The sequence below is a fragment of the Actinoplanes sp. NPDC023801 genome (genome assembly GCF_040639655.1).
Lineage (GTDB): Bacteria > Actinomycetota > Actinomycetes > Mycobacteriales > Micromonosporaceae > Actinoplanes.
This window is the reverse complement of sequence record NZ_JBFAAI010000001.1, coordinates 1-15005: the sequence shown is the minus strand read 5'-3', so window position 1 is coordinate 15005 and position 15005 is coordinate 1. Positions and strand designations below refer to the sequence as shown.

The following is a 15005-nucleotide window of genomic DNA, read 5'->3' as shown; positions in this document are numbered from 1 at the left end:
GTCAGCGGTCGTAACACGCGGTATCGCAAGGAGGCGGTCGTGGCAGAGGGCAGCTCCGCACCCAACGAGGTCGCACCGCCCGGTGTCAACATCAACGTCCCGCACTCCGCACGCATCTACGACTACTGGCTCGGCGGCAAGGACAACTTCGCCGTCGACCGGGCCGTCGGCGAAGCGATGATCAAGGCCATCCCGGACATGCGCCACATGGCCGGCGAGAACCGGAAGTTCGTCCACCGGGTGGCCCGCGACCTGGTCCAGAAGGAAGGCATCAGCCAGTTCCTCGACATCGGTACCGGCATCCCGACCCGGCCGAACCTGCACGAGATAGCGCAGGGCATCATCCCCGAGGCGCGGGTGGTCTATGTGGACAACGATCCGATCGTGCTGGTCCACGCCCGCGCCCTGATGATCAGTAATCCTCTGGGCCGCAGCGAGTACATCGCCGCCGACCTGCGGAACCCGGCGTCCATCCTGAAGGACCCGGCCCTGCTCGAGACGCTGGACCTGAAGAAGCCGGTCGGGCTGACCCTGATCGCGATCCTCATGCTGCTTGCGGACGCGGACGATCCGTGGGCCAAGGTCGAGGAGCTTCGCGATGCCCTGCCGTCGGGCAGCTGCCTGGCGGTAACCCACCCGACGGCCGACTTCAATCCCGAGGCGGTGGCCGCCGCGGTGGGCGCGGCGACCGGCGCCGGCATGACGCTTGTCGCGCGCACTCGCGAGGCGGTTTCGCGCTTCTTCGGTGACTGGGAACTGCTGGAGCCGGGGCTCACGCCGGTGCCGGCCTGGCGGCCGGATGCGCCGGTCGACAACCCGGAGGCGGTCTACTACTGGGCCGGGGTCGCCCGGAAACCCTGACCGGGTGGGCGGCCCAGCACGGGGAACCGCGCCGCCCACCCGGCGTTCAGACGGGTGTGCTGCTGCGCAACACCCTCAAGCGTGGCCGCTTGCAAGCGGGCGGAACCGGCACGCACGCCGCCCGGATCAACATCTCGCGTACGGCACCGTCGCGCCCGGACCGATCGATCACGACTCCGCGTACCGCGAGCCAGTAGTCACCCTCATGGGGGATGGGCTGTGCCCAGTTCACCCATTCGAGGCGCAGCCGGATCGGGCCGATGCCGTAGCAGTAGTCCGACTCGGCAAACTCATACACCGGCCAGGCCGGGCCGCTCGGGCGCAACCGGTTGTCACGGACATGCGGGGCTCTCGCCTGCGGAGGCCGGGCAGGTCGCTGCTGGCGGCGGCAACGAACGAGCTCAGTCACGCGCGTCGGACTCATCCTCCTCGGCAGGCGGCCTCCGGACGGTCGTCCCGCCGGGCCGGTTCAATGCATACCTGACCCCTCCGAACCGATGCGTCACCATGGTCGCCCTGGTCGAGGCCGCGAACACCTCGCCGACGAACGGTTCGTCCCGATGGGTCAACGAGTTGCCCCGGCGCGAGCTGTCGGCCGCGCCGGGGTCACCCGGTTCGGGATGCTCCGGACCGATGTTGGGAATCGACATGCTCGTCACCTCTCGCTAAGGACGCCCCCGCCAGGGAGCCTCGCGCCGAGGCCGCAGACTGTCGCTCCGCGACCGACCCGTCACCTAAAGATGTCACCCTGAGTGACACCCAAAGGTTGTAGTACGTGCGTTATCATGCTCAGAATCCCGTGACTACGCAAGGCCAGATGCACGTGCATTTGCATCGCCGCCCAGTTTTAGGCACGCGGACACCACTGATCTCGGATCGATGGGCGATCCGGGGCAAATCTAGGGAGCTTCAGATGACCAACGTGGTCAACGGCATGCCAGCCGGCGATCTCCAGGGAGTCACCTGGCAGAAGAGCCGCCGCAGCAACCCGAGCGGCAACTGCGTTGAGTGTGCCGTCCTGCCCGGCGGCGACGTCGCCGTGCGTAACTCCCGGGATCCCGAGGGTGCTGCACTTATCTACACCCGGGCCGAGATCGAGGCGTTCCTCGGCGGCGTCCGTGACGGAGATTTCGACAACCTGCTCGCCTGATCCACTGTCTGTATGGCGGCCGCCCGGTTCTCCGAACCGGGCGGCCGGTCCCATTCATCAGCCTTGATCGGACGGCTTCACCCGACGACGGCACCTCAGACCGGGCGGCCGACCTCGTTCAGCAGCTTCCCGAGGATTTCCGGGGTGTGGTTCGGCGGCTCGGCGTCGATGCAGACCCGCTCCATCGCCATCGCGTAATGGTCCACGTCCTCGCGCTTGTCCAGATAGATCGCGCTGGTCAGCTGCTCCACGTAGACGACATCGGGCAGTTCGGGCTCGGGGAAGCGCAGGATCGCGAACGGGCCACCCGCTGCGGCGTGCCCACCGGCCAGGAACGGGATGATCTGCAGCCGGACACCCGGCAGTTTGGACGCCTCGATCAGCGCCTCGATCTGCGCCCGCATCACGTCGACGCCACCGATCGGGCGGCGCAGCACCGCCTCGTCGATCACCGCCCACAGCTGAGGGCCACCCGAACGAGTGAGGATCTGCTGGCGCTGCAACCGCAGGTCGACCCGTCGGTTGATCTCCTCCGCGCTGGCGCCGGCATGGCCGAGCATGATCACGGCGCGGGCGTAGTCCGGCGTCTGCAGGAGGCCGGGGACGAACTGGATCTCGTACGTCCGGATCAGCGACGCGGCCGCCTCGAGCCCTAGATAGGCCTGGAACCAGTTGGGAAGGACGTCACCGAAGTGCTGCCACCAGCCGGGGTTGTTGGCCTGGCGGGCGAGGCCGATCAACGCGTCCCGCTCGGCGGAGTCGCTCACGCCGTACATGGTCAGAAGGTCGGTGACGTCGCGTTCCTTGAAGCTGACGCGGCCGAGCTCCATCCGGCTGATCTTGGAGCCGGAGGCGCGGATCTCGTAGCCGGCCGCCTCCCGGGTGATGCCCTGCGCCTCCCGCAGCTTCCGAAGCTGCGAACCGAGCAGGATGCGCAGCACGGTAGGGCCGCCGCCCGGCGCCTCCTCCTGCGAACCCGCGCTCACCTGACTCCTTGTCGCTGCTCTGTGACTGCCCGGCGCAGCCTTACGCATCCTAGAGCGGAGATCGTCCGCCGCGAAACCGGTCCGTATCGGCGTGCCGACGACGTCTGCTCGTTGCGGATGCACGTGCATCCGGCCTTGCGGACGCACTTGATGACGAGCATGATAGCTGACAGACACGATCCGACTGCTGACGCAGCGTGCCGAAATGTTCGCCTGCTCAGCTGTTGCGCCCGTAACCCCGGCAAGAGTCCGCCTCAAGCCATTGGAGGCATTTCCATGCCGAACCTGACGGCATCCACGCCTACCGTGGCTCCGGTTCACCGCGACCCCGCAGATGTCGCCCCATCCGAGAGCTACCGTCCGGCGGATCCGGTGTGGGTCTACCGGAACGGATGGCGGGCCGGTGTCATCGAGGCGGCCTCACCCCGGGCGGTAACCGTCACCTACCAGCCGGAAACATCCCATCGGGGTACGGGTGTCGACACCTTCACCGCCCCGTACGTGACGTTGCGCGAAGATCTGTTCCCCGATCTCGACCACCGGGCGCTGCGGCTCGTGCGCCGGGGCCCGCTGACATGACCGGCGCGGTCACCGTCGCCGCACTGGTCGGCCTGATGAGCCTCTTCGCCGGAGTCGCGCTCGGGTGGTATTTGCGAAGCACCAACGACTGGTGCCCCGACTGCACCGAGCCGGGCCAGCCGGCCCGCGACAGCTCGATGTTGCGGCTGCCGCCGAAGACGCTGTCCAGGTAAAACCAGCACGGTGAAAACGGCTCGGCGGATCATCGCCGGGCCGTTTCCCGTCACACAGATGTGGGTACGCGGTCGCCGCCAGCGCCGGGTGCGTCGCCGCCACTCCGGAACCGTCGTAGCCCGCTCCGGATTCGTCACCGCCCGCGCAGGCCTAGTCGCAGCCGCGCCGGATTTGGAGATGACGCCTTGCTCAAGCCGGAAGAACAGCAGGTCTTCGCGGACCTGGTGACCCGCCTCGAATCCGCCGACCCCGACTTCCGCCGACGGGCCGCCCGCCCGCCGCAGCGATGGGCGGTCATCGCCGTTCTGCTGTGGAGCATCGCGCCGATCTGCATCGTCTACGGCGGCTGGACCGGCCTCATCGAAGCGGTCCTGGCCGGGATCTACGGGACCCACCTGATGCAGAAACGCAAGAAGTGGGCCGCCGCAGCCGAGTCGATCAGCGCCAGCGGTCGCCGGTGAGCCGCTCGTAGACCTCGACATACCGGTTACGGGTAGCCTCGACGACCTCGTCCGGGATCTCCGGCCCCGGCTCGGTGCGGTCCCAGTCGGTGTTCTGAGTCGCCCAGTCACGCAGGAACTGCTTGTCCAGGTACCGGGGAACCCGACCCGGCTGCCAGTCGGCGACATCCCAGAACCGCGACGAGTCCGGCGTCAGCAGCTCGTCACCGATCTTCAGGGCCCCGTCCTTCGAGCGCCCCACCTCGATCTTGGTGTCCGCGATGATGATGCCCTTGGTCGCCGCGATTTCCGAACCCCGCCGGTACACCTCGAGCGTCACCCGGCGCAGCTCCTCGGCCAGCTCCTTCCCGACCCGCTCCACCGTCTCGTCGAAGGTCAGCGGCGCGTCGTGCCCACCGCCGACGGGCTCCTTGGTGCTGGGCGTAAAGATCGGCTCCGGCAGCTTCGACGACTCGACCAGGCCTTCCGGAAGCAGGTTGCCGGAGATCGTCCGCTCCCGCTCGTAGTCCTTCAGCCCCGAGCCGGCCAGATAGCCGCGAGCGATGCACTCGACCATCACCATTTCGAGCCGCTCGCACCGGATGGCCCGTCCGGCAAACTCGGTCGGTACGTCGGTGGCCGAGATGACGTGGTTGGGGATGACGTCCGCGAGCTGCTCGAACCACCACAGAGACAGCTGAGTGAGAATCTTGCCCTTGTCCGGAATCGGAGTGGGCAGGATGACGTCGTAGATCGAGATCCGGTCCGAGGTGACCAGGACGAGGTCCTCGCCATCGGCGTAGACGTCCCGGACCTTGCCGGAGTGCAGGAGCTCCACGGGTTCCCCTCAGTGCTGGCGGGCGATGCACGTTCACGCTATCGAACACCTCGTCCCGAGACATCCGAGGACCAAAGCCTGCTCACCTCACCCCATAACGCCCGTCTCGCCTTTGTCGGCGGACGCTTGTAAGTCTGAGTGCGGTAGAGCCCATAACTTCTTTACACGCCGCTAGGGCAGCCATCGGTAGCGTCCCGCCGAAAGACGCGGGGAGCATTCGATGGGTGTTCGTGACGGCGTTCCATGGCTACATGACGAGTACTGGATCGTGGGCGACCTGTGGCTCCGTCGTGGCCGCTCGGTTCGATCAAACGACGTCGATGTCATCAGGATCGCGGACCTTCTCGGACGCAGTCCGGACTCCATCACCTGGCGCGTGGGAAACTTCGCTAGCACCGACAATCCTGGCAGTGGCCCGAAGCCTATCTCCGGCAAACCACTGGAGAACTGGAAGAAGTTGCGCGGCAATCGCGCGGCTCTAGCCCGCGCCGTAGCTCAAGCAGAAGCCCGCATGGCGCTTCTAACCGGTGGAACTGTGTCAGGGCCGGATGGCACGAGCGTTCGTATCCTCCCGCCTGAGGTCCCGAGCCAAGAACCAGTCACTGTAGTGACCCACGAGGCAGTCAAACAGGCGCAGCAGGCGGAGGCCGTGCTGCGTGAGCGATTCCGCCGGTGGCGAGACCCCAAAAACAGGCGGCTCTGTGGAATATCCATCGATACCCCAGCTTCAATACTTCGGGTCGATCTCTACGACCCGGTGGCCAGCCTCTTGATCGAGGTGAAGGCGGAGGCGGAGCGAGACCGTCTTCGCTTCGCCGTAGGCCAACTCTACGACTACAGACGATATCTGGACTTCGAAGTGAGCCTCGCGGTCCTAATTCCAAATCGGCCCAGCCACGACCTGATGGGCCTACTGAGGGCCGCCGACGTGGGTGCGATTTGGCCGAGCGCGGCAAGATTCACCGACTCCGAGGGCGGCCGATACCTGTCTGTTTGATGAAGTCGAAACAACCTCCACATCCCTTCCGGGAGAGCGATGCTCACAGCGGCTGACTATCTCGATATCACTCCGTCCGCCGCTCGTAAGCAGTGGCGTTCCATCACTGCGCGCTCAACACCTGACGGCGGCCGCAGACAGGTCGACTTCGTCCCCGTGGAGACGCTCATATGTCTCACCGCGAGCCTGGTTGTGGATCACCGGCGGTACGGGGGTAGCACCTCCCACAAGGCGGTGGAGCCCGTTCCGAGCCTCGCTAGGCTCTTCAAGCGCCCGAACAGCAGTGTGCTGGCGAAGATGGCGAATCTGGACGGAAGTCGAACCAACGGCGCCCGCCACGAGATGGAGGTTGCCGGCCGCCTCCTGAATGCCGAGAGCGAGCTGGCCGACACTTATCGACTCATCATTCAAGCCGCGCGGGATGTCGGCATCACGGCCGAGGCGCTGCCTGACTTCCTGTACCTGGAGAACGACGACGGTCCCATGACGCTCCTCGGTCAGGATGAGATCAATCCGGAAGACATTGCCGGAGCGGTACGTCAACGACTCTCCGACAGCCTTGATGAGCTGACCGAGAAGATGCTGACAGCGGCTATTCGTGTAGGCCAACACCGTTTCGCCCGTGAGGTCCTTCGCAACCATGATCACCAGTGTGTCTTTTGCGGCTTAGCGGTCACGTTTGACGGCCGGCGTACTCCTCGGCTACTCCTTGCATCCCACATCAAGCCTTGGCGGGATTGTGACTCCCGCGAGCGTCTCGACATCGCCAATGGCCTGACGGCGTGCCCAACCCACGACGTCGCATTCGACACTGGGCTCATCACGGTAACCCCGGAGCTCCGTATCCAAGTTCGTCCAGATCTGGAGGATGCGGTTGCCACCAATCCCGGTGTGAGCGCCGCATTCGGCCGTCCGCCGCTAGCCGAACGTCTTCTGCTGCCTATCGGCGCTTTACGGCCTCAGCCGACTTACCTCGAGTGGCACCGTACGCGGATCTATGACGGCGGGCGCTAAGGGGCACCAGTAAAAACGCCGCCCAACCGATTCGGTTGGGCGGCGTCGAGTTCAGGCGGGTTGTGGGACGGGGCGGCCGAACAGGAACGACCAGTTCAGCGACCGCCCCTTGATCCGGACCAGAGCAAGCCCGCCCACCACCGCCGCAACCATGGTCACCATTCCGGCGGTGACCAGGGCTCCCCGCGCCCCCATCGAGTCGCACAGCCAGCCGATCGCCGGGGCTCCGACGATGCCGGACAGCGACGACACGATGCCGACCGTGGCGAGGACGCGGCCGCGCATCTCCTCGCGGGTGTCCAGCTGGATGCGGGTCGAGACGACGGTGTCGAAGATGACGGCGCCGGCGGCGATCGGCAGGATGAGTGCCGCGAAGCCGAGGATGTTGGGGGCCAGGCCGGAGCAGAGCTGCAGGGCGCTGATCGCCAGGCCGGTGCCGAGGAGGACCCGCAGCGTGGATCGGCCGGTGCCGGCCAGCAGCAGGCCGCCGGATACGGCGCCGACTGCGAAGACTGTCGACAACAGACCGTACGATCCGGACGATCCGCCCAGCGGGCCGGAGACCATGGCGGCCATCGAGACCTGGTAGTTGCGGCCGAGCGAGCCCAGCACGAACGACAGCGCGAGAACGATCAGGATGACCGGCTGCCGCAGCAGGTAGCGGAATCCGGCGAGTACTCCGCCTTCGGTGGGGGCGGCCACCGCGAGGTCACGCATGTCGCGGAGGCGCATGGCGAGCAGGGCGATGATGACGGCGAGGTAGGACACCGCGTTGATCACGAACAGCGCGGACGGGCCGGTGACTCCGATGAGCATTCCGCCCAGGGCCATTCCGCCGATGCGACCGCCGGAACTGAGTACTGAGCCGAGCGCCAGCGCGGACGCCAGCGATTCCTTGGGTACCAGGGCCGAGCCGAACCGGCCGAGCACCGGGCCTTCGAACGAGCCGATCACGCCGGACGCGAGCGCGACCGCGTAGATCGGCCATTCACCGCCGGGGAGCAGCAACGCCAGGGCGAGCAGCGCGCGGACGGCCTGGAAAGCGATGAGCATCGGTCGTGCGGGCAGCCGGTCGGCGAGGGCGCCGCCCCAGCTGCCGAGCAGCAGGACCGGCAGGGACTGCAGCATGACGACCGCACCCATGGCGGTGGCTGATCCGGTGGCGGTGAGGATCAGCCAGTTCAGCGCCAGCACCTGCATCCAGGTGCCGCTCACCGAGATGAGGTCGGCGACTGCCCACAGGCGGTAGTTGCGTTCTCGGAGCGGCGCGAACATGGGAGCCAAGGTGGCGGCACCTCCAGGGAAGACGACGCCGTCTCTCGGCGCCGTTTCCCTCTTCGGGCCGGCCTCAGGTTCCGCTTCGGCGGTTGGGCCAGGAACAACCCAACGGCAACTCCGGACGATCCGGTACGGGCCACCACTCCCCAACCGCAACCGTCGACGTTCCGCGGTGGCACCACCCCAGGCCCGTGAGCCATCGTTGCCGGAACGCGCGAAACGGGGCGGTCCCCCACGGACCGCCCCGTTTCACTGGGGGGAGTATCAGCCGGCGAGCAGCTTGAGCATCTGCTGGACCTGGTCGGTGCGCGACTGCTTGACCCGTTCGGCGAACGATTTGGCCAGTTCGTTGCCGCCCTTGTCGAGTTCCATCTGCGCGAACTCGACGGCGTTGTGCTGGTGCGCCAGGAAGAGGTTGAGGAAGGCGGTCTCGAACTGCGCCTTCTTCACCGTCTTGAGCGACGCGATCTCCTTGTCGCCGGTGCTCGGCATGCCGCCGTGGTCGGCGTGCAGGCTGACGCGCTCGTCGAGGGTGGCCGGCTTGCCCCATTCGGCGAGCCAGCCCTTCATCAGCTTGATCTCGTCGGCCTGGGTGACCTGCACGGCTTCGGCAAGCTGGGCGACCTCGGGGCGGGCGGCCCGCTTGGCCGCGGTCTGCGCCATCTCCTGGCCCTGCTCCAGGTTGTCGATCAGCATCTGCAGGAACATCACGTCGGTGTCGTTGAACGTCGCGCCCGCGGTGATCTCGGAGACGTTCTTGACGTTCTGGGTCTGCACCGTGGCCGGGGCCGGCGGGGCGTCCTCGCGTGCGGTGCCGCAGGCTCCGAGCAGGAAGGGGGCGGCCGCAACGATCAGGGCGGCGACTCGGCGCTTCACAGCGGCAGCCAGAGGGCGAGCGTCCAGATGCTGGGCTCCCAGCTGCGGATCGACTGGTGCGGCTGGCGGCACTTGTAGGAGACGCCGTCGAAGGTCACCACATCATTGATCTTGTACGAGACTCCCGGCGCCCAAGCGGTGCCGTTCGCCGGGACCGTGCTGGTCGGCGCGGTGGTCGCGGTCGGCGCGGTGGTGGTCGGCGCGGTCGTGGGCCGGGTGGCGGGCGGCGTGGCCGGCGGGGTCGCCGGAGCCGTGGTGGCCGGGGGCGTCGAGCCGCCGCCGGAGCCGCCGATGTTGACGTCGACGCAGTTGTAGAAGGCCATCGGGGTGTCGCCGATGTTCCACACCGCGAGGACCGTCTTGCGGCCCGAGAACCGGCTCAGGTCGACGGTGTGCGAGACGGAGGCCGCCGGGATGGCGTTCTTGTCGTCGAACTTCGCGACCTCGGCGCCGTCCACGTAGTACACCCAGGTGGCGGTCCGGTGCCGGGCGGTCAGGACCCAGTTGAAGGTCGCCGACTTGCCGACGTTGGTGGCGCGCCAGGGCAGGGAGTTGTTGTTCAGCTCCGGGAAGGCCGCGACCCCGCCGTTGCACTCCTTGGACCCCTTCGGAGCCTCCGCGCTCTGCGGCTCGAACTGGATGGCGCCACAGTTCGCGACCGAACCGGCGGCGCACTGCGCCTGGCGGCTGGGGGGCGAGGAGACGTAGCCGTGTGCCAGAGCAGGCGACGACGCGACCGCCAGGGAGGAGGCGACCATCCCGAGGGTGGCCAGCGGGTAGGCGATCTTCCTGCGCATGTCAGCTCTCCAATGATTCGACCTGGCAGTTACAGGCCGGAACATTAGGGAGGGCTGCCATAACGGAGCCTTAAAGGAACCGGAAACTCGGTTAAAAGCTGGAATCAGCGGCGTTTACGCAGCTCAGCAGGCTCTGGGATGGGCGCGTGCAGCAGGAAACCGATGCGGGCACCACCGAGCGGGCTACGGTCGATGACGAGCTGACCACGTACGGTCTCGGCAGCCCGGCGGACGATGTCGAGTCCGAGTCCGGTCGATCCGGCGCCACTGAACCCGCGGGTCACGGCTCGTTGCGGGTCGGGGATGCCGGGGCCGGCGTCGTCGACGAGCAGGCCGCCGGCCGAGACGCTGACCCGGAAGGCGGTCCCGTCCGGGGTGTGCGAGAAGACGTTGCCGAGCAGGGCGTCGACGACCAGGATCACCTCGCTGGCCGGCATCGGGAGGAACACCGGTTCGTTGCCGCCGACCACCTCCCACGGCCGTTCCTGGTCCTCGGCGAGCACCGACCAGAAGGCGAGCCGGTCGGCCAGCACCTCGACCAGGTCGCATCGCTGGGAGCCACGCTTCTCGATGCTGCCCAGCCGGGCGCCGGTGATGATCGCCTCCAGCTCCTCGTCGAGGAGGTCGCAGGCCTGGCGCATGCGTTCGGCGATCGGGCCGGGCGGCATCGCCTCGACGTCGAGACGCAGGCCCGTCAGGGGCGTACGCAATCGGTGTGACAGATCCGCGGCGAGTTCGCGTTCGCGGTCCAGCAGGCGCCGCAGGTCGTCGGCCATGGTGTTGAAGGCGTTCGCGGCGTCGCGCAGCTCGCGCGGGCCGGTCGGGGTCATCCGTTCGTTGAGTTCGCCGCTGCCGAGGCGGCGGCTGGCCGCAGCGAGTTGACGAGTGGCCCGCACCAGCTGGCTGCCGAGCCGGTCGGCGAAGAGCGTCGAGCCGCCGACCAGCAGGATCGCGAGCCCACCGAGGGCGAGCCAGGCCGTGCCGACGCCGCGGCGGGTGTCCGCCTCGGGCACGTAGACCTCGACGACCACGGTCCGGCCGTCGGTCAGCACGGTCGGCTGCAGGTAGGCGACGCCACCCTCGGCATCGGCGGTGGCGGCCCGCCGGTCCTGTGCGGCTCGCTGCACGGTGGCGCTGGTGAGGTGCGATGTCCCGATCGGGTCGAGGCCGGGCAGGTGCAGGGCGAGCCGCCCGGCGCTACCGGCGGCGGTGCTGGCCACCGCGTTGGTGAGGGTGAACAGGTCGTTGTCGACGCCGAGCACGGTGACCATCGAGGTGGCCTGCTGTCGGGCGTCGGTGATGGCCCGGTCGTAGGCGATCTGCCGGGTCGCGACGGCGAGCGGCACGAGGAAGGCCAGCGCCACCATCGAGGTGATCGCCAGCGCCAGGCGGTTGAGCGCCCATCTCATTGCGGATCGACCATCATGACGCCCACTCCCCGGACGGTGTGCAGGTAACGCGGTTTCGCGGCGGTCTCGCCGAGCTTGCGGCGCAGCCAGGAGATGTGGACGTCGATGGTCTGCTCCTCGCCGATCCGGGCCTGCTGCCACACCTGGTTCATCAGCTCGCGCCGGCTGATCACCTGGCCGACCCGTTCGGCAAGATACGCGAGAACGTCGAACTCCCGCCGGGTCAGTTGCAACGGTTCGCCGCGGAGTTCCACCCGGCGCTGCCGCGGCTTGATCACCAGCTCACCCACAGTGATCGCGTTGGGCTGTTGCTCGGTGGTGGTCCGGGCCCGCCGCAGCACCGCCGAGATGCGCGCCAGGATGTGCCCGCCGGAAAACGGTTTGGTCACGTAGTCGTCGGCGCCGGCACTGAGGAGGGCGATGATGTCCGCCTCGGACCGTCTGGCGGTCGCGACGATCACCGGGACGTCGGAGACCGTACGCATCATCCGTAAAGCATCAGTGCCGTCGATATCGGGCAGTCCCAGATCGAGAATCACCAGGTCGGGCCGCTCCTGCGTGACGATCTTCAACGCCTGGGCAGCCTGACCGACCGGGCGCACCACGTGCCCGGCATCGGTCAGCGCCCGGGTGAGAGCGGCCGTGATGATGCGGTCGTCCTCGACCAACAGGATCATCGCCATGGCGATAACCATAGGACCAGGTGAGAGGATGGCCTCGTGCGATCTTCCAGGTGGGTGCCGATAGCCGGCTGGTGTGTGGCCACCGCGACCAGCATCGTGCTCTCCTCGGTGGCACTGTCCCCGGTGCTCAACGCGGCTCGGGCCGACTCGGGTGAGCTGCCCGACATCGACCAGCTCCCGGCTCCCGCCGCGGTGTCCGAGACGAGTCCGGTCCCACCGCCGGAGACGGCGGATCCGACGCGCACCACGAAACCCGTTCCGTCGCGTACCCGCTCGTCGTCGGCCGATCCGCGACCCACGTCGAAATCCCCTTCGCCGAACGCGCCGTCGACCACGCCGGCGAAGCCGGTGACGACCACCGAGGACGGCTGGACAGTCACTACAAGTGACGGCGTGAAGACCTATGTGAAGTCGTTCACCACCGAGGGCGGCACGGCTGTCATCCGGATGTCCAGCAAGGGCACCGTGTCACTGGTGACCGCGACTCCGGCCGACGGCTACCGCGTGGAGAAGCAGGGTTCGGACGTCAACCTGGCCGTCTATTTCCACCGGACCGGCAAGAGCTTCATCATCCACGCGCAGTGGTTCAACAACGCCCCGTTCGTCGAGGTCAGCGAAGTAGGCAGCTGACCCCGCCGACTGTCGTGCACCGCTGTCCCGGACTCGCTGAGACAGCGGTACGCGACAGCCGTACCGAGGGATCGCAAGGGTTTTCCCCGATTCGGTGACCCTCATCGATCTTTAACGTCTCCCCTCAAGTCACCCCGGTGTGACCTGCCGTCCCCGGACGGTTGAGGCCCGCCCGCACATCCCCCGGGCGGGAGAGGAGCAGGCGTGAAATCCCGTACCCCAGTCGTCATCGCCTTGACCGCCGCGACCGCGGCGGCGTCGGCGATGGTGGCGGTCTCCGGACCGGCGACCGCCCAGGCACCGAACCCCACCGACCCCGCCGCGGTTGCGGCGCTCGCGAGGGATTCGGCGGCGGCCCTCATCGCCGACCGTCCCGCGGTGCTGCTGGCCAGTGCCGACGAGGTGTTCGTGCAGCGCCAGGTGATCTCGACCGACAAGCTTCAGTACGTGCCCTACGAGCGCACGTACAAGGGTCTGCCGGTTGTCGGTGGTGACTTCGTCGTCGTCACCGACCGCGCCGGTCAGACCCAGTTCACTTCGGTGGCGCAGGACCGGCCGATCGGGCAGCTCGCGGTGACCCCGAAGCTGTCCGCAGCCGATTCCGTGCCGTTCGCCAAGGCCGAACTCAAGACGGTGAAGAACGTCGAAAGCACCCGGCTGGTGGTCCTCAACACGACCGGAACACCGGCTCTGGCCTGGGAGTCCGTCGTCAACGGCACCCGGATCGACGACCACGGTGACGAGAGCCCCAGCCGTCTCACCGTCGACGTCGACGCGGCCACCAGCAAGGTGCTGCGGACCAAGGACAACATCACCCACGTGAGCGGTACGGGCACCGGCTGGACCGTCGGCCCGGTCAGTCTGGACACCACGCTCTCGGGTGGCACGTACAGCCTGAAGGACCCGTCGCTCACCAGCCTGACCTGCCAGGACTCGGCGACGAACACGACCTTCAGCGGCACCGACAACGTGTGGGGCAACGGCACCGGCAGCAACAAGGAGACCGGCTGCGTCGACGCGTTCTACGCGGCGCAGAAGCAGAAGGCGATGCTGTCCAACTGGCTGGGTCGCACCGGCTTCACCAGCAACGGCGGCGCGTGGCCGATCCGGGTGGGCCTCAACCAGACGAACGCCTACTACGACGGCACGCAGATCCAGATCGGCAAGAACAGCGCCGGCCGGTGGATCTCCTCGCTCGACGTGGTGGGTCACGAGATCGGTCACGGCATCGACGACAACACCCCGGGTGGCATCTCCGGCAACGGCACCCAGGAGTTCGTCGGCGACGTCTTCGGCGCGGCCACCGAGGCGTTCGCCGCCAACCCGAACGACCCGTTCGACTACCAGGTCGGCGAGGAGGTCGACCTGGTCGGCAACGGCCCGATCCGGTACATGTACAACCCGTCGCTCGCCGGTGACGACAACTGCTACTCCAGCAGCACGCCGAGCCAGGAGGTGCACGCCGCGGCCGGGCCCGGCAACCACTGGTTCTATCTGCTCGCCGAGGGCACCAATCCGGCCAACGGGCAGCCGGCAAGCACCCGGTGCAGTGGTTCCGGCGCCCTCACCGGGGTCGGCATCCAGACCGCCACCAAGATCATGTACAACGCGATGCTGATGAAGACGTCCAGCTCGTCGTACCTGAAGTACCGCACGTGGACGCTCACCTCGGCCAAGGCCCTGGACAGCACCTGCGGGCTGTTCAACAAGACCAAGGCCGCCTGGGACGCGGTGAACGTGCCGGCCCAGACCGCCGACCCGACGTGTGGCACGACCACCCCGACCACACCACCGACCACGCCGCCGGCCGGCGGCTGCACCGGGACGAACGCGGCTGACGTCTCGATCCCGGACGCGGGCAGCGCGGTCCACAGCAACATCACCATCGGCGGCTGCGCCCGCAACGCGTCGGCCACCTCGAAGGTCGCGGTGAACATCGTCCACACGTACCGGGGTGACGTGAAGGTTGACCTGGTGGCTCCGGACGGCACCACCTACGCCCTGAAGGCGGCGTCGACCTCCGACAGCGCCGACAACGTCAGCACCACCTACACCGTCAACCTTTCGGGCGAAGCGGCGAACGGCACCTGGCGAATCAGGGCGCAGGACGTCTACTCGTCGGATTCCGGGTATATCAACACCTGGACGCTGACCCTCTGAGCATCGGTCGGGGGGGGGGGGCCGGGGGGGGGCCCCCCCCCCACACGCGCAACCACGCCCCACGACGCCCCCAAAAGGTAGGCCTACTGCCGCCGGGCCAGCGAGGTGGAGCGGACGGCAGAGAGAGCCGCGC

18 protein-coding genes are annotated in these 15005 nt (G+C 67.7%); 9 read left to right on the top strand and 9 right to left on the bottom strand.

The window, feature by feature from the left end; all coding sequences use genetic code 11:
• The first annotated feature begins 39 nt into the window (after positions 1–39).
• On the top strand, positions 40–861 hold the full coding sequence (locus AB0G04_RS00090) for an SAM-dependent methyltransferase (protein ID WP_360973774.1): 822 nt from the start codon (positions 40–42) through the stop codon (positions 859–861).
• Positions 862–907: 46 nt separating this feature from the next.
• Here AB0G04_RS00090 and AB0G04_RS00085 read toward each other — a convergent pair whose 3' ends face one another.
• Entirely contained in the window at positions 908–1159 is a 252-nt protein-coding gene (locus AB0G04_RS00085) for a hypothetical protein (protein WP_360973771.1), read from the bottom strand.
• Positions 1160–1262: 103 nt separating this feature from the next.
• The gene (locus AB0G04_RS00080) at positions 1263–1511 is read right to left on the bottom strand and encodes a hypothetical protein (protein ID WP_360973768.1); all 249 of its coding nucleotides are present in this window, start codon (positions 1509–1511) and stop codon (positions 1263–1265) included.
• 263 nt (positions 1512–1774) lie between these two features.
• On the opposite strand from AB0G04_RS00080, the gene AB0G04_RS00075 reads away from it, so the two are divergent.
• Positions 1775–2011, top strand: coding sequence for a DUF397 domain-containing protein (locus tag AB0G04_RS00075; RefSeq protein WP_106320897.1), 237 nt, complete (start codon positions 1775–1777; stop codon positions 2009–2011).
• A 95-nt stretch (positions 2012–2106) separates the two neighbouring features.
• Here AB0G04_RS00075 and AB0G04_RS00070 read toward each other — a convergent pair whose 3' ends face one another.
• Entirely contained in the window at positions 2107–2997 is an 891-nt protein-coding gene (locus AB0G04_RS00070; protein ID WP_360973764.1) for a helix-turn-helix transcriptional regulator, read from the bottom strand.
• Between the two features lie 372 nt (positions 2998–3369).
• On the opposite strand from AB0G04_RS00070, the gene AB0G04_RS00065 reads away from it, so the two are divergent.
• The 3 genes from AB0G04_RS00065 (at position 3370) to AB0G04_RS00055 (ending at position 4211) form a co-directional block, all read left to right on the top strand.
• The gene (locus tag AB0G04_RS00065) at positions 3370–3576 is read left to right on the top strand and encodes a hypothetical protein (RefSeq protein ID WP_360973760.1); all 207 of its coding nucleotides are present in this window, start codon (positions 3370–3372) and stop codon (positions 3574–3576) included.
• Positions 3573–3749, top strand: coding sequence for a hypothetical protein (locus AB0G04_RS00060; RefSeq protein WP_360973757.1), 177 nt, complete (start codon positions 3573–3575; stop codon positions 3747–3749). Before AB0G04_RS00065 ends, AB0G04_RS00060 begins: the two co-directional genes overlap by 4 nt.
• A 186-nt stretch (positions 3750–3935) precedes the next feature.
• Positions 3936–4211: a DUF3040 domain-containing protein gene (locus AB0G04_RS00055; protein ID WP_360973754.1), complete on the top strand. Its 276-nt coding sequence runs from the start codon at positions 3936–3938 to the stop codon at positions 4209–4211.
• Here the strand turns inward: AB0G04_RS00055 and AB0G04_RS00050 are convergent.
• Positions 4189–5028, bottom strand: coding sequence for a phosphoribosylaminoimidazolesuccinocarboxamide synthase (locus AB0G04_RS00050; RefSeq protein ID WP_360973751.1), 840 nt, complete (start codon positions 5026–5028; stop codon positions 4189–4191). The genes AB0G04_RS00055 and AB0G04_RS00050 overlap by 23 nt on opposite strands.
• A 220-nt stretch (positions 5029–5248) precedes the next feature.
• On the opposite strand from AB0G04_RS00050, the gene AB0G04_RS00045 reads away from it, so the two are divergent.
• Together AB0G04_RS00045 and AB0G04_RS00040 are read left to right on the top strand one after the other, a co-directional pair.
• Positions 5249–6025, top strand: coding sequence for a hypothetical protein (locus AB0G04_RS00045; protein WP_360973748.1), 777 nt, complete (start codon positions 5249–5251; stop codon positions 6023–6025).
• Between the two features lie 297 nt (positions 6026–6322).
• On the top strand, positions 6323–7039 hold the full coding sequence (locus AB0G04_RS00040) for an HNH endonuclease (protein ID WP_360973745.1): 717 nt from the start codon (positions 6323–6325) through the stop codon (positions 7037–7039).
• A 51-nt stretch (positions 7040–7090) separates the two neighbouring features.
• Here AB0G04_RS00040 and AB0G04_RS00035 read toward each other — a convergent pair whose 3' ends face one another.
• From AB0G04_RS00035 to AB0G04_RS00015, 5 genes are all read right to left on the bottom strand, one after another.
• Positions 7091–8314 (bottom strand): MFS transporter, encoded by a 1224-nt coding sequence (locus tag AB0G04_RS00035; protein ID WP_360973742.1) that lies wholly within the window; start codon positions 8312–8314, stop codon positions 7091–7093.
• A gap of 267 nt (positions 8315–8581) precedes the next feature.
• The gene (locus tag AB0G04_RS00030; RefSeq protein WP_360973739.1) at positions 8582–9193 is read right to left on the bottom strand and encodes a DUF305 domain-containing protein; all 612 of its coding nucleotides are present in this window, start codon (positions 9191–9193) and stop codon (positions 8582–8584) included.
• Positions 9190–9990, bottom strand: a complete 801-nt coding sequence (locus tag AB0G04_RS00025) for a lytic polysaccharide monooxygenase (RefSeq protein WP_360973736.1) — start codon at positions 9988–9990, stop codon at positions 9190–9192. The genes AB0G04_RS00030 and AB0G04_RS00025 overlap by 4 nt, the downstream gene beginning before the upstream one ends.
• A gap of 104 nt (positions 9991–10094) precedes the next feature.
• Positions 10095–11399: an ATP-binding protein gene (locus AB0G04_RS00020; RefSeq protein ID WP_360973733.1), complete on the bottom strand. Its 1305-nt coding sequence runs from the start codon at positions 11397–11399 to the stop codon at positions 10095–10097.
• A complete protein-coding gene (locus tag AB0G04_RS00015; protein ID WP_106320927.1) occupies positions 11396–12082 on the bottom strand; it encodes a response regulator transcription factor in 687 nt (228 codons plus the stop codon). Before AB0G04_RS00015 ends, AB0G04_RS00020 begins: the two co-directional genes overlap by 4 nt.
• Positions 12083–12118: 36 nt before the next feature.
• On the opposite strand from AB0G04_RS00015, the gene AB0G04_RS00010 reads away from it, so the two are divergent.
• Together AB0G04_RS00010 and AB0G04_RS00005 are read left to right on the top strand one after the other, a co-directional pair.
• Positions 12119–12712, top strand: a complete 594-nt coding sequence (locus AB0G04_RS00010; protein WP_360973729.1) for a DNA mismatch repair protein MutL — start codon at positions 12119–12121, stop codon at positions 12710–12712.
• A 204-nt stretch (positions 12713–12916) separates the two neighbouring features.
• Complete coding sequence (locus AB0G04_RS00005; protein ID WP_360973726.1) at positions 12917–14872, top strand: M4 family metallopeptidase; 1956 nt, start codon at positions 12917–12919, stop codon at positions 14870–14872.
• Positions 14873–15005 lie beyond the last annotated feature (133 nt).